Source organism: Aliivibrio sp. S10_S31, from assembly GCF_014694495.1.
GTDB classification, from domain to species: Bacteria; Pseudomonadota; Gammaproteobacteria; order Enterobacterales; family Vibrionaceae; genus Aliivibrio; species Aliivibrio fischeri.
The window spans coordinates 21,811-42,401 of sequence record NZ_JAAUWR010000017.1 but is presented as its reverse complement, the minus strand read 5'-3'; the positions used below and the strand labels follow the sequence as shown (position 1 = coordinate 42,401).

Below are 20,591 nucleotides of genomic sequence, written 5' to 3'. Positions count from 1 at the left end.
TAGTGAAAAAGCTTATTTAAGCAATAAGTTTTCTAGGTAATGAGCAACGGCTTCGTCAGCTGAAGAACCAATTACTTCATTATTTGGTAGTGCTTTTTTTACTTTCTCGTGCGATGTACCCATCACAATACCTTTGCCAGCCATGCTTAACATTTCGTAGTCATTCATGCCGTCACCAAATGCAATGCAGTTTTCTAATGTCTTACCAAGTAATTTAGCCACCGCCTCTAGTGCTGCCCCTTTTGATACTTCAGCTGCCATGATTTCTAAACACCAAGGCGTAGAGAAAGCCACCATCAGTTGATCGTCAAACTGTGCTTTTAATTGCTCTTCATATTGCACTAAATACTCGTGTTCAGGCATGGTCACAAAGACTTTAGCAATATCGTCTACTGGTGGATTATTTACATCGAATACCGTGTAGGTGAAGCCGTTGTCATGAAATTCTTTTAAGCTCTCATCTTCAGCATTAATGAACCATTGCGTATCTGAGTACATATGAATGGTCAGTTGGTCATCATTTTTTAGTAGGTCGATAACCTGAGGCACTAACGTTTCTGGAACATTTTTGCTGTAAATTAAATTATCATCAGCATCATGAACTCGAGCACCATTAGATGTGATCATATAAGCCGGAATACCCACATCACTGCGAATATTACCCACATCAATATGATGGCGACCCGTTGCAAAAATAAAGGTTAAATTTTGCTGGTGTAATTTGTTCAGTGTTTTTTTCGTGAAGTCAGCAACTTTGTGCTCTGGAGTAAGAAGGGTACCGTCAAGATCCGATGCAACAATGGTAATCATAAAGCCTCATGAGAATACCAATGCCAGTAAATAGAACATTCAATAAACGGCATCAGTATAAAATTAGAATTCAGTTTAATGAGGCTAAGTTTACGTCACTTTATAAGTAAAAAAGAGGGTAAAGATTACACTTCTTATCTTTCCTCTTTTTACTTTTTAGCAGAGCATCACACGTGAGAGTGTTGTTGGAAAAAATCAATGATAGCAACTAATGCTTGGTTGCGGCATTCATCCGTCTCAAACAGCAATTCATGTTTAGCATCAGAAATGGTTATTAATTGGCAATCTGGTGCTTTTTTCTGAAACTTCACATGCGCGTTATTATCAACGATTTGGTCTTTTTCACCTTGAAGTAATAAGGTTGGAAGTGTGCATTGTGCTGCTTGGTCAACACACAGCTTTGCCCCTTTTAATCCCTGATTAACCCAATGATTGCTTGGACCACCGATCTGCAATTCTGGTTTGGTGTCATAGAGCTCTCTAAACCACTGATAGCGAATTTCACAAGTAGTGAGCGCATTATCTAAAAATGGTTTTGCATGATATGGCGCTTGGCCTAAGGCGTAAGAAGGCTGTTTTGACCATAAACTTAAGTAGCGACTAATTGGGTTTGCAATGGGCTTTAGCCAAGGTTGCATATGAATACCATGCATTGGAGCACTTAATGCTAAAGCGGTGTAGGGGTGAGAGTGAGTTTCAACGTATTGAGTTGCAATTGCCCCTCCCATTGAATGACCGAGTAGATAGCAGTCTTGGTAATGCTCTGGTGTGATTAATGATTGAGTTAGGCTATTTAAATCGAGAACGTAATCATTAAAGTCTTCAATATGACCAATATCATTATTATCCGTTAGGCGATCGGACAGACCTTGGCCACGGTGATCGAAAGAATAAATATCATAGCCTTGGCAGAATAAATCATAAAACAGCTCTTGGTATTTATAGACGCTTTCAATTCGTCCGTTAACAACCATGATCGCTTTGGTGTGAGCAGGGCTGGTAAAACTTACCCAATGAAGTTGTGTTTCCTTCTCTCCTTGATAAAAACCGTGTTGGCGTTTCTCCCAAAAAGGAGCCACTTGGTTTTTCATGGTTTCAAGGTAATGCGTTTCTTGAGTAAAGGTCGCTGCTTTCATTGGACTCTCTGAATAACGAATAAGTGAAATTGATGCTGTTATTATAATGACATAAGTTAACTTCGTATCATATTTTGGTAAGTTCTTGCATACTTCTTAAGCAAGAGCATTTTTTTTATTGTGTGTTTCGACTAAGATGTCCTTCAAATCATTAAGGAATGTGTTGATACATCTCAAGTTCATAAAGAAATTGCCGATATAATCATTTATCATCCCGATATATTTTTACAGGATACCGCTTTAAAGTTATGTATGCATACGTTGCCAGACAACCGATACTTAATCGAAAAAAACAGACAATAGGATATGAACTGCTTTTTCGCGACGGTGCAAGCAATGCGTTTCCTGATATGGAAGCCAATCAAGCAACGTGTCGATTGTTGGTTGAAAACTTTATGGCGACGGGAAATAACCCTGCTTTAGAGTCTCCTCGTAGTTTCATTAATTTCCCACAAGAGTCATTAATTTCACTTGTTCCAACGGCATTTCCTAAAAAGAAGATTGTCATTGAAGTACTCGAAACCTGTACCCCAAACGATGAGCTATTTAGTGCGATTAAACATTTGCACAGAATGGGGTATGTGATTGCGCTTGATGATTTTAGTTTAGACCCTGAGTGGGATCGATTCCTTCCTTATTCTCATATCGTTAAGTTAGATATTATGCAGCTGGGTCTTGAGAGAGCGTGTGCTTATGTTAAGCAGCGTAAACGCCAAGGTTGTAAGCGTCATTATTTAGCTGAACGAGTAGAAACGAATGAAGAGTTTCAGCAAGCTTTAGATGTCGGTTTTCATTTCTTCCAAGGGTATTTCTTTAGTAAGCCTGAAATCATTAAAAATCGAGTCGTAAAACCTGAAGAGTTGTTAACGGTACAACTTTTTCAAGAGGTGTGTCGTGAAGAGGTCGACTTCACTCGAATTGAGCAATTGATTTCTCAAGATGTGTCTCTGTCGTACCAGTTGTTGAAGTTTGTAAATACGGCAGCAGTTCGATTAGAAAATCCAATTTCATCGTTTAAGCAAGCGTTAGTGTATTTAGGAGAAGAGCAGATAAAAATGTTCGTGACCTTAATTGCTACAGCGCATGCGGCGATAAATAAACCCAAAGAGCTGTATAAGCAATCATTGGTGAAAGGCCGGTTCTGTGAGTTGATGATTTATCGTTGTCAAAATGGAACGCCAGGCCAACAAGCGTTTATTGTTGGATTGTTCTCTTTACTTGATGCGTTATTGGATAAGAAATTAGATGATGTATTAGTACAGCTATCTTTGAGTCAAGACATTGAGAAAGCCATTTTGATCCGTGAGGGATTATTAGGGTCAATGCTGGAGTTGTATGAAAACATCGATACTGGTAATTGGGAAAATATTGATAAGTTGAGTCGACAACTTGGGTTCTCTGCAAAAACTGTTGAATCTACCTATCAAGAAGCCGTTAAGTGGTATCAGAGTATTTTGTCTAAATAGTTTTTCAATTTCATTATGTTTAAATAAAAACGTCCCATAAGTGATTTATGGGGCGTTTTTTTGATTTACTGACAGTAATTAATCATTTGCACAGTATCTGAAAAGAGCTTCTGAACCAGTTGGTGGCACTCTTGTGTTATTGATGTAATCGTTTCTGCTTTCTCTGGATTAACCAAGTCGTAATCCCCTTCAATGTTATAACTAAAGCCATCACCAGTAATAGTGATCGGTTTGATTGTAATGCGTCCACGGTTGGCTGAAATATGAATTGGTTCAACATGGATCGGATAAGATGCCTGTTTTGTTGTCGGTTCTTTGACTGCATTATCGGGTTGCTCTGTATCAGGAACCAGACCTAATTTAAATTGCCATAATTCTTTCGCTGTTTGAGTGGTTACCATCTCTCTTGGAATGATATTTAAATCACCATTAAAACTGTAGTTAAAGCTGTCACGATTAGCAGCAAGGCCACTGCCATTAAAAGTAAATTCAGCCATGCCATCCAGTGGGACAGCATGAGGGAATAAACTGGTTAGATAACTAATTGGCAAACCGTCACCGTACGCTTCTACCTGCCAAGGCTGACTATCTTGGGTTAAATTTAGGCTGCCGCTAAAGCCAAATAGCCCTTCTGCTAGTGGGAAAAGCGCTCGTTCAACAGTCCAAAGTCCATTTTCTGTATTCATCTCAATCAACATTTGTTGAGTTAATAAATAATTAAAACTGGCATTTGAAGCGCTTAAAGAAAGTTTTCCATCCCATAATCCCCATTGATAATATTTTAATAAATCAAGATCATGACCTTCAGCATTCAACCCTGAAACTTGATATGGGTATTTCCCCTCAGGCTGTATTACTTGCACATTGTTGATGTCGACGTTATCGATCTTAACTTGCTCAAGTTGCTTGATATATTCAACGATTGAGTCTGTATCTTTGTTGTCAATTAACCATCTTATCTGACTAACCGTTAACGATTTTAGATTGATTTTATGAGGTGATAAGTCACCTGAAAGCTGAATGTTGCCATTAAAAATATCAAAAGACAGGTTTTCAATATTGGCTTCTTTTTTATTTAAAGTGACATCCATGATCGGTTTTTCAATCATGGTTTCATTCCACACTATGCTGTCAGCATTAAGGGAAATATTGGCGTTAGTCTGCTCCCAGAGATCGTAAGGAAGTAAAATATTTTCAGCCGATAGACTGAGATCGTTTGTTACTATCTGAGGTAATTCTAAATTGATATTTAATAAATCGATACGCTTGAATTGATACGTAAAGTGTTGCTCTGATAGCCACTGCAACGGCTTCCCAATGATGTCAGCATTATCTGACTCTAAATTAAATCGACGTAGCGTAAATTGTGGGATAACCCATAATTTGTTTTCTTTTAACTCAGCTTGCGCAGTAATGGTACTCCCACGCCAAGTGAGTGATATACCATCTAGTGCGGTGTAATCTTGTGAGTAGTAGCCATCAATGAGCACATCATCTAGAGCTTCTGATTGCCAATATAGTTGTTGTGTTGAAAACTGGAATTCACCTTCAAAAGGTAGCGTTTTGGTTTTATCAATTGACCAGTTACTGATTTGAACTTGTGCTTCACGGATAACTAATCCATCGTCAGCAAAATCTAAATTGGAAATGCTCAGTTGTGCAATAGAAAGCCAATCCAGTTGCTGTGTGTTAGGTAACCCTGTTTGTAAGCTAATCCCGTCGATTTTTACACTATCAAATGCCAATTTATTATTTTGAATAGGGTGTTGAGATAACCAAAAATCAACTTGCTGAATATTAATATTTTTTTCTGATTCAATACTTACATCTGACAGAGTTAAATGCAGCGGTGATTGAATTGAATAATTAAGTTCTCCAAAAGAAATTTTCTGATGAGAGAGTTTTTGAACCAAAGGATTAAGCACGGGTTGTGCATAAGGAGTATGTAATAAGGCTAAGAATGCGACCACAAGCAGCAAACAGAAAGTGATAAGCCAGCCTAGGCTTTTCAGTGTGGTGTACATTGTTAACTCCAATAAAAGAAAGATGAATAGAAAGAGTGGAGTAAAAACGCCTTTCAATCAAGTGATCGTGTTCAATAATCCTTATGATCTCCAGTCTTTATTGCGTTCTTGAGCTAAGGGTATAAAAAAGCCCTTCTCATAAGGAGAGAAGGGCTTGGTTTTTATGAGTAATCAGGCGTAGGTTATAGCTGAGGACCCGCTTTAACTAACGCTTTTCCTTCCTCGTTATCTGTGTATTGAGCGAAGTTTTTGATGAAGCGTTGCGCTAAATCTTCCGCTTTGCTGTCCCATTGTAGTGGGTCAGTATAGGTGTCACGAGGGTCAAGAATAGAGGCATCAACACCAGGTAGTGATGTTGGTACTTCTAAGTTAAATACAGGGATATTTTTGGTTTCAGCTTGGTCAATTGAACCATCTAAAATCGCATCAATAATGCCACGTGTATCTTGAATTGAAATACGTTTTCCTGTGCCATTCCAACCCGTGTTTACGATGTAAGCTTCAGCGCCTGCAGCTTCCATACGTTTAACCAATACTTCTGCATATTGTGTTGGGTGAAGCGTTAAGAACGCAGCACCAAATGCAGCAGAGAAAGTTGGTGTTGGTTCTGTAATACCACGTTCAGTACCTGCAAGTTTTGCGGTAAAACCTGATAGGAAGTGATACTTAGTTTGTTCTGGTGTGAGTTTCGCTACCGGTGGTAGAACACCAAATGCATCTGCTGTTAAGAAGATAACTTTTTTAGCGTGGCCAGCTTTTGAAACTGGTTTAACGATGTTATCGATATGATAGATAGGGTAAGAAACACGAGTGTTTTCTGTTTTAGAACCATCATTAAAATCAATAGAGCTGTCGCTACGTACAGTAACGTTTTCTAATAATGCATCACGGCGGATTGCGTTATAAATATCTGGTTCAGCTTCTTTTGAAAGACGAATGGTTTTAGCGTAGCAGCCACCTTCAAAGTTGAAGATACCATCGTCATCCCAACCGTGCTCATCATCACCAATAAGTTGACGTTTAGGATCGGTTGAAAGCGTAGTTTTGCCTGTTCCTGATAAACCAAAGAATACCGCAACATCGCCTTTTTCACCGACGTTAGCTGAACAGTGCATTGAAGCAATGCCTTTAAGTGGAAGTAGGTAGTTCATCATTGCGAACATACCTTTTTTCATTTCACCGCCGTACCAAGTACCACCGATGATTTGAACGCGTTCTGTTAAATTGAAAGCAACGAAGTTTTCAGAATTTAATCCGTGCTTTTCGTAATTAGGGTTAGTTGCTTTTGCTCCATTCATTACCACGAAATCAGGCTCGAAGTTTTCAAGTTCTGCTTCTGTTGGACGAATGAACATGTTTTTCACAAAGTGTGCTTGCCATGCTACTTCTGTAATGATGCGAACGTTTAAACGAGTATCTGGGTTGGCACCACAGAAACCATCAATAACAAATAAGCGTTTACCCGATAGTTGTGTTGTAACTAGCGACTTTAGATCATCCCAAACTGCTGGCGTGATGGCTTTGTTGTCGTTCTTTCCTTGATCTGACCACCATAGCGTATCTTTGGTAGTGTCATCTTTTACGATGTATTTATCTTTTGGTGAACGACCAGTAAATATACCAGTATCTACCGCAACTGAGCCAAGCTCTGTCATTACACCACGCTCATAACCTTCTAAATCTGGACGTGTCTCTTCTTCAAATAGTTGCTCATAGCTTGGATTACGTAGTACGTCTGTAACCCCAGTAAGACCATATTGAGTTAGATCGAGTAGTGCAGCCTTCTTGTGTTCCATAACAGTCATAGGTGCTCCTTAGAGGATTTTGTAGGGATTTTAATATTTCTAATTATTTGTATTCTGCTAATCATGCTAACAACGCGGTAAATTGAAAACAGGGAGATGAATCATAAAATAACCATAAAGTGGTAGTGGTTATTTTATCGCCATCACAAAATAGCAATAGCTCTATTCTACTCTTAATAAAATCGATTGCGCTAGATGTAATTGATTATTATTTAATCAAAATTAAGTGTGGATAAGTGGAATTAAAAGTGTGGTTTATATCAAATTTAGTTATAAAAAAAGCCAACCTAACGGCTGGCTTTTGTAACAGTTTTGCAACTTATTCTATGCAGTAAATTAATGTACTGTATCGTTGCCGCTTGTAGCTTGTTCAAATAGGTTTGCAACATCAATACTGTCGAAATCGTAGCTTGTACCACAGTAATCACAGTGAAGAGAAATCTTCCCTTCTGTTTTAATGATGTCATCAACTTCAGCGCGATCAATCGTTACGATTGCGCCGCCGCTACGTTCACGTGAACAACCACAGAAGAACTCAACGTCTTGAGGTTCAAACAGTTGAACTTTATCTTGGTTATATAGACGGTAAAGTACGTCTTCAGCTGGTAAACCAAACAGCTCTTCATTTTTAATGGTGTCTGTTAGTTGTTCTAAATGTTCGAAGTCATTTTCAGAACCAGTACCATCAGGCATTACTTGCAGTAACATACCAGCTGCGTGAGGTTTGCCTTCATATTCACCTAGACGTAACCATAGACGAGTTTTTAGTTGCTCAGAACGCTCGAAGTAACCTTCAAAACATTGTGCTAGATTTTCACCTTCAAGAGCAACAACACCTTGGTAACGCTCACCATCTTTTGGTGTGATAGTGATAACTAGGTAGCCGCGACCCATTAGTTGGTGCAACGTTGCATCTTCAGCAATATCACCTTCAAAACGAGCAACACCACGTACTTTTTGGTTGTTATCGCCGTTAATTACTGCAAGAGAAACTGGACCGTCACCTTGAAGTTGAAGGGTAATAGAACCTTCAAATTTCAATGTTGCAGTTAATAGTGTGGTTGCAACTAATAGCTCACCCAATAGATTTTGAACTGGTTTTGGGTATTCCTTGCTAGAAATGATTTGTTGGTAAGCATCATCTAGTTGAACTAATTCACCACGAACAGATAAATCTTCAAATAGGTAACGATGCAATGTGTTATTTGCCATGAAATACTCCAGCAATTGTATTAAGGGTTGTCGTTACTCATAGTATAGCGGAGACAACCAGTATAAATAAGGTGTGAGACAGAAAAGCGTATTTATTGGTGCTTAAACTTCATGATATCGCGTCGTTGTTTTTTATCCGGACGTTTATCTGGTCGTGGGCTACCAAGTGAATTGAGTTTGCGTAATTGTGCATTTTCTTCACGGTGCTTAATGCTGTCTTGTGTTTCTTTGTAAAGAGTTTGTGCAATAGGTGCTCCGCGGCGTTGATCGGAAACGATCTCGATGATCACTGTGATCTCTTCATTGTTTCCTTGGCGCAGCTTTATTTCAGCGCCTACTTCCACAATCTTACTTGGTTTTGAGCGCTGTCCATTATATTGAACTTTACCGCCATCAACCATGTTGCGAGCAATTGAGCGTGTTTTATAAAAACGAGCTGCCCAGAGCCATTTATCGAGTCTTACACCCTCTGCAGTGTTTGATTTTGAACTCATGATGTCTACCTAATGTCATATCTCTGCTTCTTAAATGGTGGCTGGAATCTTTTTTTCAATCTTTTGAGGGGAATTAATCAAAAATCGTATCTAATTAGAGTCATTAATGAGAAATAATGCTCTAATACGGTGCTTTATTTATGTAATTTCGTGATATGTCTGCGAGTAATTTAAGAAAATACCGTCAATGACAGCAAAGCTGTGCTGTTCTCTTATAATAAATATAAAATCAGACATTTAATCATTTTATGACGATGAGAAAGGAAACATAGGATCCAAATGATAACTAATATGAAAATAGAGAAGATTTCTCAATATTGGTCGATATATCAATCAACAATAGCAAAGAGTTTGACGGTGATCCTCGTTGCTTGGTTTGCGTGGATTTGTGGCTCTCTTTTTTGGTCTATGTTAGCCCCACAAACGTCTGTATCTAAATGGACGCCTAAAACGGTGGCGGTTGCTGTATCTCAAGGAAAACAAGGTAAAGATTCGCTTTCTGAACTGCTTAATAGCCAAGTGTTTGGTCGTTTTAATGCAGAGAAAAAAGTTGATCAACCAAAAGCGGTTGAAGTGAAAGATGCACCAAAAACACGCTTGAATTTAACGCTATCAGGTGTGGTTGCTAGTTCAGAGCCGTCATTGAGCCTTGCAGTGATAGCTAATCGCGGTAAACAAAATACGTATGGAATTAATGAAACCATTGATGGTACTCGTGCAAGTGTTAAAGCGATAAGCGCTGATCGCATCATTATTTCTAACAATGGCCGTGATGAAACCTTAATGCTTGAAGGTGTTGAATACACCAAAATTTCTACTGAAAGAAATATCACTGGCAGCTCGGGAACTGTATTAGGAAATAATCGTCAAAATTCGAATCAAGATGAATTGGATAAGATCCGTAAAGAAATGGCTCAGAATCCACAATCTGTTTTGAAATACATTCGCCTTTCACAGGTGAGTGATAATGGAAAAATTAAAGGGTATCGAGTTAACCCAGGTAAAGACCGTAAATTATTTGATTCTGTTGGTTTGAAGCCGGGTGATATCGCAACCAGTTTAAATGGGGTTGATTTAACCGATCCTGCTGCAATGAGCTCATTGTGGAAAAATATGTCAGAAATGACGGAATTAAACTTAACTGTCCTGCGTAATGGACAATTATATGACATCTTTGTTGGCCTGTAGCTTGAAAAGATGAGAATGAATAAGGGTGTATTGTGAAAAAGTGGATGGGCAAGGGAGCCTTATTACTTGCAAGTAGCATGATGTGGACATCAGCAATTGCAAATGACTTTAGTGCCAGTTTTAAAGGGACAGACATTCAAGAATTTATCAATATTGTTGGTCGTAATTTAGAAAAGACCATTATTGTTGATCCATCTGTTCGTGGAAAAGTTGATGTTCGTAGCTACGATTTATTAAATGAAGAACAATACTACCAATTCTTCCTTAGCGTACTTGAAGTATATGGATACGCTGTGGTTGAAATGGATTCAGGTATTTTAAAGGTCATTAAAGATAAAGATGCGAAAACATCGGCAGTTCCTGTTCTTGGTGCAAAAGATCAAGTGAAAGGCGATGCGGTGATTACGCGAGTTATCGCTGTACGTAATGTGTCTGTTCGTGAGCTTTCTCCTTTGCTTCGTCAACTTAATGATAATGCGGGTGCAGGTAACGTGGTTCACTACGACCCAGCCAATATTATTATGATCACAGGTCGTGCGGCGGTGGTTAACCGTTTAGCTGAGATTATCGAACGAGTTGACCGTGCTGGTGATAAAGAAGTCGAAGTGGTGGAGTTAGATAATGCATCAGCAGCAGAAATGGTGCGCATTGTTGATGCTCTAAATAAAACCACAGATGCAAAAAATACCCCTGCATTCTTACAACCTAAATTGGTTGCGGATGAGCGTACTAACTCGATTTTAATTTCGGGTGATCCAAAAGTGCGTAATCGTCTGAAGAAACTAATCAAGCAGCTTGATGTTGAGATGGCTACCAAAGGCAATAATCAGGTCATCTATTTACGTTATGCTAAAGCCGAAGATTTGGTTGATGTACTAAAAGGTGTGTCTGATAACTTATCGGCAAGTAAGGGCTCTCAGCAAAAAAGCAGCTCACAAAATCGCAATGATGTGATGATTTCTGCACACGTTGATACTAACTCATTAGTGATCACTGCGCCGCCTGATGTAATGCGAGCAATGAAAGATGTGATTGCTCAGTTGGATATCCGTCGTGCTCAAGTATTGATTGAGGCTTTAATCGTTGAATTAGCAGAAGGTGATGGCGTTAATCTAGGTGTTCAATGGGGTAATCTGGAAACTGGCGCGATGATCCAATACAGCAATACTGGGGCGTCAATTGGTGCCACCATGGTTGGTTTGGAAGAAGCGAAAGATACAACGACCACGACAGCTGTTTACGATGAAAATGGTAAATTTTTACGTAATGAAACCACGACAGAAAAAGGCAGCTATGATGCATTAGCTGGTGCTCTTGGTGGTGTTCAAGGTGCAGCAGTAAGTATCATGATGGGGGATTGGGCTGCGTTAGTTACAGCAGTCTCTACCGATTCTAATTCCAACATTCTTTCATCTCCAAGCATTACGGTGATGGATAATGGCGAAGCGTCATTCATTGTAGGTGAAGAAGTACCGGTATTAACAGGGTCAACCGCAGGATCAAGTAATGACAACCCATTCCAAACCGTTGATCGTAAAGAAGTGGGTATTAAGCTTAAAGTGGTACCACAAATTAACGAAGGTGACTCTGTTCGTCTAGATATCGAACAAGAAGTATCTAACGTATTAGGTGCTAACGGTGCTGTGGATGTGCGTTTTGCAAAACGTCAACTTAATACCTCGGTAATGGTGCAAGATGGCCAAATGCTAGTACTCGGTGGTTTGATTGATGAACGTGCGCTTGAGAGCGAATCAAAAGTTCCGTTCTTAGGTGACATCCCTGTGTTGGGGTATTTATTCAAATCAACCAGTACTCAGGTTGAGAAGAAAAACCTAATGGTATTCATTAAGCCAACCATTATTCGTAATGGAATGACAGCGGATGGCATTACTCAGCGTAAATATAACTACATTCGAGCAGAGCAGTTATATAACGCAGAAAAAGGCCTAAAACTGATGGATGATGCGAATATTCCAGTATTACCTAAATTTGGTAAAGAATTAAATCATCCAGCAGAGATCCAAGCATTTTCTGAGCAATTTGATGATAACGAGAAAAAGGAAAAATAATGGCGGATACATTATTTCCTGAATCTAACGCTGTACTTCGTTTGCCTTTTTCATTTGCAAAAAGGCATTCGGTAGTCATTGAATCAAGTGTTAATGGATGGGTGCTGTACTATGTATCGCCCCCTTCATCTATGGTGCTGTGTGAGATCCGCCGTGTTTGCCAATCTAGTTTTTCATTAATTCAGTTAACCAAAGATGAGTTCGATACTAAGTTAACTCAGGTATATCAACGTAACTCATCAGAAGCTCAGCAGTTAATGGAAGATATCGGTGCAGACAGTGACGATTTCTTCTCATTAGCTGAAGAGTTACCAAATAATGATGATTTATTAGAATCAGAAGATGATGCGCCGATCATTAAATTAATCAACGCCATGCTAGGTGAAGCGATTAAAGAGGGGGCATCGGATATTCATATTGAAACGTTTGAGAAAGTATTATCGATTCGTTTCCGTGTCGATGGTGTTCTGCGTGATGTATTAAGCCCAAGCCGTAAGTTAGCGCCATTATTAGTGTCTCGTGTAAAAGTGATGTCGAAATTGGACATTGCTGAAAAACGAGTCCCACAAGATGGTCGTATTTCATTACGTATTGGTGGTCGTGCTGTTGATGTGCGTGTATCAACCATGCCGTCATCGCATGGTGAACGTGTGGTAATGCGTTTACTGGATAAGAATGCAACTCGACTGGATTTAAATAGCTTAGGCATGTCGGCTGAAAACCATAAAAACTTTCAGCATATTATCAAGCGTCCACACGGTATTATTTTGGTTACTGGCCCAACAGGTTCGGGTAAATCAACCACCTTGTATGCAGGGTTAGGTGAACTAGACAGCTCTCAATCCAATATTTTAACCGTTGAAGACCCTATCGAATTTGATATTGATGGCATTGGTCAAACACAAGTAAATCCAAAAGTAGACATGACGTTTGCTCGTGGTTTACGTGCAATTCTTCGTCAAGACCCTGATGTGGTGATGATAGGTGAGATCCGTGATTTAGAAACCGCAGAAATTGCCGTTCAAGCTTCATTAACCGGTCACTTGGTAATGTCTACACTGCACACCAATACTGCGGTAGGTGCGATTACTCGTCTTCGTGATATGGGCATTGAACCTTTCCTAATTTCATCTTCATTACTTGGGGTGCTTGCACAACGTCTGGTTCGAACTCTGTGTGGTGAATGTAAAGAAGCGTATCAAGCTGATGAGGAGCAGAAGAAATTGTTCTCTCTTTCAGCAAGTGACGAGTTAACGCTATATAAACCAATTGGTTGTGAACACTGTAATGGTAAAGGTTATCGTGGTCGTACTGGTATTCATGAACTTTTAGTGGTGAATGAAAAAGTACAAGAGTTGATCCACAAAGAAGTGGGTGAACAAGCGATAGAAAAAGAAGTAAGAAAGTCGACTCGCAGTATTCAACAAGACGGCTTATTAAAAGTACAAAAAGGAATAACCACATTAGAAGAGGTGATGCGAGTCACTCGGGAAGGATAAATGGCGGCGTTTGAATATAAAGCGTTAGAAAAAGGGAAACAGAAAAAAGGTGTCATGGAGGGAGATAACGCCCGCCAAGTTCGCCAGCGATTAAAAGAGCAAGGTTTGATCCCTGTCGAAGTCATTGAAACCAAATCTAAGCAGCAAAAAAGTGCATCGCAAGGATTGAGTTTTAAACGTGGGATCAGTGTTAACGATTTATCATTGATCACTCGTCAATTGGCCACCTTAGTTCAAGCAGGGATGCCACTTGAAGAAAGTTTAAAAGCGGTGGCAGAGCAGGGTGAAAAAGCGCATATCCGTAGCATGATGATGGGGGTGCGTTCGCGGGTTATTGAAGGTTATCCTCTTGCTGAGAGTTTTGCGGATTATCCTCATGTATTTGATGATCTGTTTTGCTCAATGGTGGCTGCAGGTGAAAAATCAGGCCATTTGGATACGGTATTAAATCGTTTAGCGGATTACGCTGAAAATCGCCAGAAGATGCGCAGTAAATTACAGCAAGCGATGATTTATCCTATCATGCTCACTCTGATTGCGATTGCTGTAATTTCATTCTTGTTAGCAACGGTAGTTCCCAAAATTGTTGATCAATTTGTGCAAATGGGACAAGGACTTCCAACGGTTACTGAAGTCTTATTGGCAGCCAGTAACTTTGTTGTTCATTGGGGATTGTTGGTTGTTGTGGTTGTAATTGTTTTTATTGCTGGTGTGAAGTGGTTACTTACAAAACCGCATTTACGCTTAGCATGGGATAAAAAAATCTTACAGCTCCCTGTTATTGGTAAGGTAGTTCGAGGGTTAAATACCTCTCGTTTTGCTCGCACATTATCTATTTGTACATCAAGTGCAATTCCTTTGCTTGATGGTATGAAAGTCGCTGCTGATGTAATGAGTAATACCTACTTTAAGCAACAAGTATTAGAAGCGGCAGATAATGTTCGAGAGGGTGCAAGTTTACGAGTTTCTCTTGAACAAACAAAACTGTTCCCTCCAATGATGTTACACATGATTGCCAGTGGTGAACAAAGTGGCGAGTTAGAGCAAATGCTAACGCGTTCTGCGGATAATCAAGACCGAGATTTTGAATCTTTAGTTAATATGGCTCTAGGGATTTTTGAACCGTTATTGATTGTCTTTATGGCTGGTATTGTTCTCTTCATTGTTGTTGCGACATTGATGCCAATAATCGAATTAAACAATTTGGTTGGGTAGCATTCACTGCTATCTACCTTTTCTTTTATCTTATATGAATTTTTAACGTTAGGAGTTATTCCATGCAAGTCAATTCAGCTCAACGTAAACAAGGCGGCTTTACACTGTTAGAAGTAATGGTCGTGATTGTAATTCTTGGTGTGTTAGCGAGCTTAGTGGTTCCAAATTTACTTGGTAACAAAGAGAAAGCCGATCAGCAAAAAGCGATCACCGATATTGTTGCACTAGAGAACTCACTGGATATGTATAAGTTAGATAACAGCGTATATCCAACAACAGATCAAGGTTTAGATGCGTTAGTTTCAAAACCAACAGCAACTCCAGAGCCTCGTAATTACCGTGCAGACGGCTACATTCGTCGTTTACCAAATGACCCATGGGGCAATGAGTACCAATACCTAAGCCCAGGAGATAACGGTACTATTGATATCTTCACATTAGGCGCAGATGGCCAAGAAGGTGGTGAAGGTGCGAATGCGGATATTGGTAACTGGAACATGCAAGACTTTCAATAAGTCTTGATAAATAAGAACAATGATGAAAATAAAACGTGAGGTTGGGTTTACCCTGATCGAAATAATGTTGGTGTTGGTGCTGCTATCGCTTAGTTCGATGGCCGTTATCATGAGCCTTCCTGATAATCAGGATGACCAACTGGAAGAAGAAGCCTCACGTTTTTATCAACTTGTTCAACTCCTTAATGAGGATGCTTTGCTCAATGGGATGGATTACGGCATTTACTTTAATCAAGAGCGACAAGAATATCGCTTTATGCAATTAATGGTAGATGGTTGGCAGCCAATTGAGAAAAGCCGCTTTTTTACAGAAGTGAAAATGGAAGAGTCGCTAGAGTTTGATATGACGCTTGGTGGTTCAGCTTGGGCAGATGATGAGCGACTATTTGAGCCGGGCTCTTTATTTGATGAAGAGATGTTTGCGGATGTCGAAAAAGATAAAAAGCCAACACCTCCTCAAGTTATGGTGCTTTCAAGTGGTGAAGTGACTCCTTTTTCGTTTCGTTTATCTCCGCAAGGTGCTCGTGGAAACCTTGATGATAAATCATGGCTTATTCGCGTTGAAGAATCAGGAGTGATTAAGTTATTTGCTCCGGGGGAGGAACGTGATGAGGAGTAAGAAACATCAGCGAACCTCTTATAAAGGCATGACATTACTTGAAGTCTTAGTGGCGCTCGCTATTTTCGCAACTGCAGCCCTAAGTGTGTTGCGTTCGGTGACTCAGCACATAAATACATTAAGTTATTTAGAAGAAAAGACGTTTGCAAGCATAGTGGTGGATAATCAAATGGCATTAATGATGTTAGATAAACCACCGACAACGAAGAAGAAGGGAGAGACAGAGCTGGCAGGACAAACATGGTATTGGACGATTGCTCCAGTAAAAACAACGTCTGATATTTTAAAATCTGTGGATGTATCTGTGTCGACCACAAAAGATCAAGAATCCCCTTTAATTACGGTAAGAACCTATGTTGCACCGTAGTTCTTTTCAGCCTTTTTCAAAAGCAAGAGGCTTCACACTGATTGAAGTGATGGTGGCTATTGCTGTATTTGCGACCTTGAGCTTTGCTGCGTATCAAGTAGTAAACCAAGTACAACGCAGTAATGAACAATCATTAGAAAAAAGTGAGCGCATTAAACAGCTGCAACGCAGTTTGGTTTTTCTTGATAACGATTTTCGACAAATTGTCGCTCGCCCATTTCGAACTGGTGGTGAAAAAGCCTCGGAAGCCTTGTTGAAATCGGGAGAGTATTTCCTTGATTCTGAATTCCAAGCCATTCTGTTTGTACGTCTTGGCTGGAAAAATCCACAACAAGCCTTTCCTCGTGGTGAAATTACTAAAGTTGGCTATCGAGTTATTGAAAATAAATTAGAGCGATTATGGTGGCGATACCCAGATACGCCTGTTGGTCAGGAAGCGGTCATTACCCCGCTTATTGACGGTATTGAAGAGCTAAAATTTGAATTTTATGACGGTAAAAAGTGGCTAAAGAAATGGGAAATGAAAAATCAATTACCCAATGCCATTAAAATGATACTCACGTTTAAAGATTATGGTGACGTTGAGCGTGTTTATCTTACTCCGGGATTTAAACTGGATAATAATGCTAATCAGAATAGTGATGATTCAAAAGAGGATCGTGGCTAATGAGAAAGGTAGGCGTGATTTCCCATTTTAAAAAGAATAAAGGTGTTGCATTGATCGTGGTACTGCTGCTTTTAGCCATTATGACCACCATTGCAGCCCAGATGTCAGAACGATTATTTCTTCAATTTCATCGAGCTCAGAATCAGTTAAATCATCAGCAAGCGTATTGGTACTCTATTGGTGTTGAAGCCTTAGCAAAAACCGGAATAGAAGAAGCCTACAAAGATGGAAATAAAATTAATTTAAGCCAAGCATGGGCAACTGAGGAAACCACTTATCCACTTGATTATGGTGAAGCTTATGGTGGTGTAAAAGACAAACAAGCTTGCTTTAATTTAAACGCATTAAGCAGTGTTGAAGCCAGTAATGATTCATCCAAACGCCCTTTTTTGGTGGGTGTATGGATGAACTTATTAGAATCAGTTGAGGTGGATAATTATCTTGCTGAAGTGATTGCTGACTCCACATGGGAATATCTTGACCCTGATGACGTTGTACGCTCAATGGCAGGCGTTGAAGACAGTACTTATCAATCGTTTAAACCTGCGTATTTAGCTCCAAATGGTTGGATGGGAGATGTCAGTGAGTTACGTGCCGTTAATGGCGTTACAGCTGAAGTTGTTGAAAAAGTATCTCCACTAATTTGTGCGATACCAAGTGGTAATTGGTACTTAAATGTAAATACCTTAGCACCAGAAAATGCCAAGATATTGGTTGCGCTATTTTCTCCAAATCTAAGTGAAAGTGACGCAAGAAGTGTATTAGAAGATCGTCCATTTGATGGGTGGGATTCGGTTGATGATTTTCTTGCTGAAGGACCAATTAGCCGAGTTGAAGAAAAAGTTCGTAAACAAGCAAAAGATTATTTATCCGTAGATAGTCAGTTTTTTGAGTTAGATGCTCAAGTATTAGTAGAAGATTCGCGCGTACGTGTGCGTTCTTTATTGCATAGCAGTGATAAGAAAGTGGTGAACGTTATCCGTCGCCAATATGGAGGAATGAGTGAGCGAACATCTGATAATACGGTTGAATAGTCAACCATCAGATCCCATTCAATGGATAGTCTGGTCTCCAGAAAATAAAGAAGTGATTGCTTCAGGTGAGTTAAGTTCGTCTGAAGAATTACCTTCGTTGTCGTCATACAGTGAACAACGCATGGTGTCTGTGCTTTTACCAAGCAGTGATGTGTTATTGCGTGAGGTTGCGATACCTGAAGGGGCAACTCGTCAGTTTTCATCGATGCTACCGTTTATTATTGAAGATGATTTAGCACAAGATGTTGATGATCTTCATATGGTTATTTTGAAAAAAGACAGCAAGTCCGCTCAAGTAGCGATTGTTGAACATAACAAAATGGCCATGTGGTTAGAGCAACTGAGCGATGCAGGGATCCAAACCAAACGATTCATGCCTGACGTATTGGCTTTACCATTTCATGATAATGGTGCGAGTATGGTTCAATTGGGTCAACAATGGCTTATTCGTCATCATGAATACCAAGGTGCAGTAGCTGAATCTGAGTGGGTATCCATGTTATTGACGGGTATCGTTGAGCGTGCTGAAACCAAATATGAAGATTCAGAAAGCGATGAAGATGCTGAATCATCACCAATGCCTTTTATTCTTCATAGCTATTCTGAATGTGAGATGGAAGTCGCAGGGGCTAAGGTCAGCCTTGAATCCCCTGAACTTGTAATGCAATTATTAGCTGAAGGATTGTTGTCTTCAAAAGTAAACGTGCTAAATGGTCCATATCGTCCGCAATCTTCATGGAGAAAGCATTGGCGAGTATGGCAAAAAGTGATTCTGTCTCTTGGTCTTGTGATGGTTGCTTTTGTTGCTCAACACGTTTCTGAAGTACAAAAATTAGAACAACACAGTTTGGCTTTGCATGCAGAAAGCGAGCGTATCTTTCGAGATATTTTCCCTAATAAGCGAAAAATACCAACGGCGAGCTATTTAAAATCTCAAATGAAAAATGAAGAAGCTCGTTTACAAGGTGGTGCTGGCGGACATGATTTGTTAGCTTGGATGGCAGAGATATCACCTTATTTATCAAAGGTTCCTCAAGTTAAATTACAAAGCCTAAAATTTGATGGCAAGCGTAATGAAATTCGACTTCAAGCCAGTGCTTCTGATTTCCCATATTTTGAGAAGTTGACTTCAGAGCTAGGAACTAAATTTGAAGTAGAGCAAGGTCAATTGAATAAGAATGACGGCCAAGTCTTTGGTGCCATTATCATTAGGAGACAATAATGAAAGCATTTATGGCATGGTGGCAAAGTATCTCTCCACGTGAACGTATATTGGTTGCTGGCGGTGGTGTGGCACTGTTGATCGCGGTTATTTACTGGGGGGGAATAAAACCATTAAATGACCGTGCAGAACTTGCTCAAAATCGAATTAATAATGAACGTAACTTATTAGCGTGGGTGCAGAAAAAAGCTGATACGATCATTACATTAAGAGGCGGGGCATCTTCTAGCTCACAATCTGCAATTCGTCCAATGAATCAGGTGATACCAAGCAGTACTCGTCAATTTAAAATTGAGTTGATTCGTATGCAACCTCGTGGCGAACAAATGCAAGTGTGGGTAAAACCTTTACCTTTTAATTCTTTGGTTAATTGGTTGGCATTTTTACGCGATTCTCAAGGAATAAATGTACAATTTTTAGATTTAAATAAAACTGATGTGGAAGGCGTGGTTGAAGTGAACCGTCTTCAATTAACTCGAGAGGCATCATGAAGTTTAAGTTATTAATCGCGACCGTATTTTCTACTTTTTTTACTTTTAGTGCGTTATTACATATCCCAATTCAGTGGGTTGTAGAGCAAGCACCTAAAGTAAGAGGATTAGAGTTAACCGGACTTTCAGGGACACCATGGAAAGGACAAGTTGATTCATTATCCTTTCAACGAATGAACTATGGCCAAGTTCAATGGGTAATTGATCCACTTGCCATTCTTAAAGGTCATGCTGTATTTGATGTGCGTTTTGGTCGTGGTAGTGAATTAGATTTACGTGGAAAAGGCACGGTTGGTTATAGCGTATCTATGGGGGCTTATGCTGAGAATTTAGTGCTTTCTTTCCCGATAGCAAATGCAATGAAACATTTGCCGATGGCGGTTCCTATCTCATTACAAGGTCAAGCAGAGATCAGTGTGAAATCTTATCAACAAGGTCAGCCTTGGTGTAAACAAGCAATCGGTGAAGTGGTGTGGTCTGGTGGCAAGGTAGTTTCACCATTAGGTAATATTGACCCTGAAACCGTGATTGCTGATGTCACTTGTAATGACAGCAAAATTAGTGTCGTGAGTAAACAATCATCAAAAGATGTCGCGAGTCAATTTGATGTTACCCTTAATCCAAATCGTTCTTATCAAGTAAGTGGTTGGTTTAAACCTGAAGCGAATTTTCCTTCAAGTTTAAGAAGTCAGTTAAAATGGGTAGGCAAGCCGGATGCAAAAGGGCAATATAGAGTGACATACTCAGGACGTCTATAA

At 39.7% G+C, this 20,591-nt stretch carries 19 protein-coding genes; 13 read left to right on the top strand and 6 right to left on the bottom strand.

Going from position 1 to position 20,591, the window contains the following annotated elements:
- Nucleotides 1-12: 12 nt before the first annotated feature.
- Both HC728_RS14655 and HC728_RS14650 read right to left on the bottom strand, forming a co-directional pair.
- Entirely contained in the window at nucleotides 13-810 is a 798-nt protein-coding gene (locus tag HC728_RS14655) for a Cof-type HAD-IIB family hydrolase (RefSeq protein ID WP_190395694.1), read from the bottom strand.
- Between the two features lie 167 nt (nucleotides 811-977).
- Nucleotides 978-1,946, bottom strand: a complete 969-nt coding sequence (locus HC728_RS14650; RefSeq protein WP_017018504.1) for an alpha/beta fold hydrolase — start codon at nucleotides 1,944-1,946, stop codon at nucleotides 978-980.
- Nucleotides 1,947-2,194: 248 nt separating this feature from the next.
- Here HC728_RS14650 and HC728_RS14645 point away from each other — a divergent pair, with 248 nt between their 5' ends.
- Nucleotides 2,195-3,412 carry an EAL and HDOD domain-containing protein gene (locus tag HC728_RS14645; RefSeq protein ID WP_011262838.1) on the top strand — a complete coding sequence of 406 codons (1,218 nt, stop codon included), beginning with the start codon at nucleotides 2,195-2,197 and terminating at the stop codon, nucleotides 3,410-3,412.
- Between the two features lie 65 nt (nucleotides 3,413-3,477).
- On the opposite strand, the gene HC728_RS14640 is transcribed toward HC728_RS14645, so the two are convergent.
- The 4 genes from HC728_RS14640 to hslR form a co-directional block, all read right to left on the bottom strand.
- Complete coding sequence (locus HC728_RS14640) at nucleotides 3,478-5,436, bottom strand: AsmA family protein (RefSeq protein ID WP_190395693.1); 1,959 nt, start codon at nucleotides 5,434-5,436, stop codon at nucleotides 3,478-3,480.
- A gap of 182 nt (nucleotides 5,437-5,618) precedes the next feature.
- On the bottom strand, nucleotides 5,619-7,241 hold the full coding sequence (gene pckA, locus HC728_RS14635) for a phosphoenolpyruvate carboxykinase (ATP) (RefSeq protein ID WP_190395692.1): 1,623 nt from the start codon (nucleotides 7,239-7,241) through the stop codon (nucleotides 5,619-5,621).
- A 336-nt stretch (nucleotides 7,242-7,577) separates the two neighbouring features.
- Nucleotides 7,578-8,453, bottom strand: a complete 876-nt coding sequence (gene hslO / locus HC728_RS14630) for an Hsp33 family molecular chaperone HslO (protein WP_005421430.1) — start codon at nucleotides 8,451-8,453, stop codon at nucleotides 7,578-7,580.
- A gap of 92 nt (nucleotides 8,454-8,545) precedes the next feature.
- Nucleotides 8,546-8,947, bottom strand: a complete 402-nt coding sequence (gene hslR, locus HC728_RS14625) for a ribosome-associated heat shock protein Hsp15 (RefSeq protein ID WP_005421427.1) — start codon at nucleotides 8,945-8,947, stop codon at nucleotides 8,546-8,548.
- 279 nt (nucleotides 8,948-9,226) lie between these two features.
- Between hslR and gspC the strand changes: the two genes are divergently transcribed.
- The 12 genes from gspC (at nucleotide 9,227) to HC728_RS14565 (ending at nucleotide 20,591) form a co-directional block, all read left to right on the top strand.
- On the top strand, nucleotides 9,227-10,135 hold the full coding sequence (gene gspC, locus HC728_RS14620; protein ID WP_026029240.1) for a type II secretion system protein GspC: 909 nt from the start codon (nucleotides 9,227-9,229) through the stop codon (nucleotides 10,133-10,135).
- Nucleotides 10,136-10,167: 32 nt separating this feature from the next.
- A complete protein-coding gene (gene gspD / locus HC728_RS14615) occupies nucleotides 10,168-12,204 on the top strand; it encodes a type II secretion system secretin GspD (RefSeq protein ID WP_017018499.1) in 2,037 nt (678 codons plus the stop codon).
- Nucleotides 12,204-13,703 (top strand): type II secretion system ATPase GspE, encoded by a 1,500-nt coding sequence (gspE, locus tag HC728_RS14610; protein WP_005421421.1) that lies wholly within the window; start codon nucleotides 12,204-12,206, stop codon nucleotides 13,701-13,703. The genes gspD and gspE overlap by 1 nt, the downstream gene beginning before the upstream one ends.
- Entirely contained in the window at nucleotides 13,704-14,918 is a 1,215-nt protein-coding gene (gene gspF, locus HC728_RS14605; protein WP_011262831.1) for a type II secretion system inner membrane protein GspF, read from the top strand.
- 62 nt (nucleotides 14,919-14,980) lie between these two features.
- On the top strand, nucleotides 14,981-15,433 hold the full coding sequence (gene gspG / locus HC728_RS14600) for a type II secretion system major pseudopilin GspG (protein WP_005421415.1): 453 nt from the start codon (nucleotides 14,981-14,983) through the stop codon (nucleotides 15,431-15,433).
- A gap of 22 nt (nucleotides 15,434-15,455) precedes the next feature.
- Entirely contained in the window at nucleotides 15,456-16,052 is a 597-nt protein-coding gene (gene gspH, locus HC728_RS14595) for a type II secretion system minor pseudopilin GspH (RefSeq protein WP_026029239.1), read from the top strand.
- A complete protein-coding gene (gene gspI / locus HC728_RS14590) occupies nucleotides 16,042-16,419 on the top strand; it encodes a type II secretion system minor pseudopilin GspI (RefSeq protein ID WP_190395691.1) in 378 nt (125 codons plus the stop codon). The genes gspH and gspI overlap by 11 nt, the downstream gene beginning before the upstream one ends.
- Nucleotides 16,406-17,086, top strand: coding sequence for a type II secretion system minor pseudopilin GspJ (gspJ, locus tag HC728_RS14585; RefSeq protein ID WP_017018497.1), 681 nt, complete (start codon nucleotides 16,406-16,408; stop codon nucleotides 17,084-17,086). Before gspI ends, gspJ begins: the two co-directional genes overlap by 14 nt.
- Nucleotides 17,086-18,120, top strand: a complete 1,035-nt coding sequence (gspK, locus tag HC728_RS14580; RefSeq protein WP_012534351.1) for a type II secretion system minor pseudopilin GspK — start codon at nucleotides 17,086-17,088, stop codon at nucleotides 18,118-18,120. Before gspJ ends, gspK begins: the two co-directional genes overlap by 1 nt.
- Nucleotides 18,089-19,342, top strand: coding sequence for a type II secretion system protein GspL (gene gspL, locus HC728_RS14575; RefSeq protein ID WP_081328857.1), 1,254 nt, complete (start codon nucleotides 18,089-18,091; stop codon nucleotides 19,340-19,342). Before gspK ends, gspL begins: the two co-directional genes overlap by 32 nt.
- Nucleotides 19,342-19,833: a type II secretion system protein M gene (locus HC728_RS14570; protein ID WP_011262824.1), complete on the top strand. Its 492-nt coding sequence runs from the start codon at nucleotides 19,342-19,344 to the stop codon at nucleotides 19,831-19,833. The genes gspL and HC728_RS14570 overlap by 1 nt, the downstream gene beginning before the upstream one ends.
- On the top strand, nucleotides 19,830-20,591 hold the full coding sequence (locus tag HC728_RS14565; protein WP_012534382.1) for a type II secretion system protein N: 762 nt from the start codon (nucleotides 19,830-19,832) through the stop codon (nucleotides 20,589-20,591). The genes HC728_RS14570 and HC728_RS14565 overlap by 4 nt, the downstream gene beginning before the upstream one ends.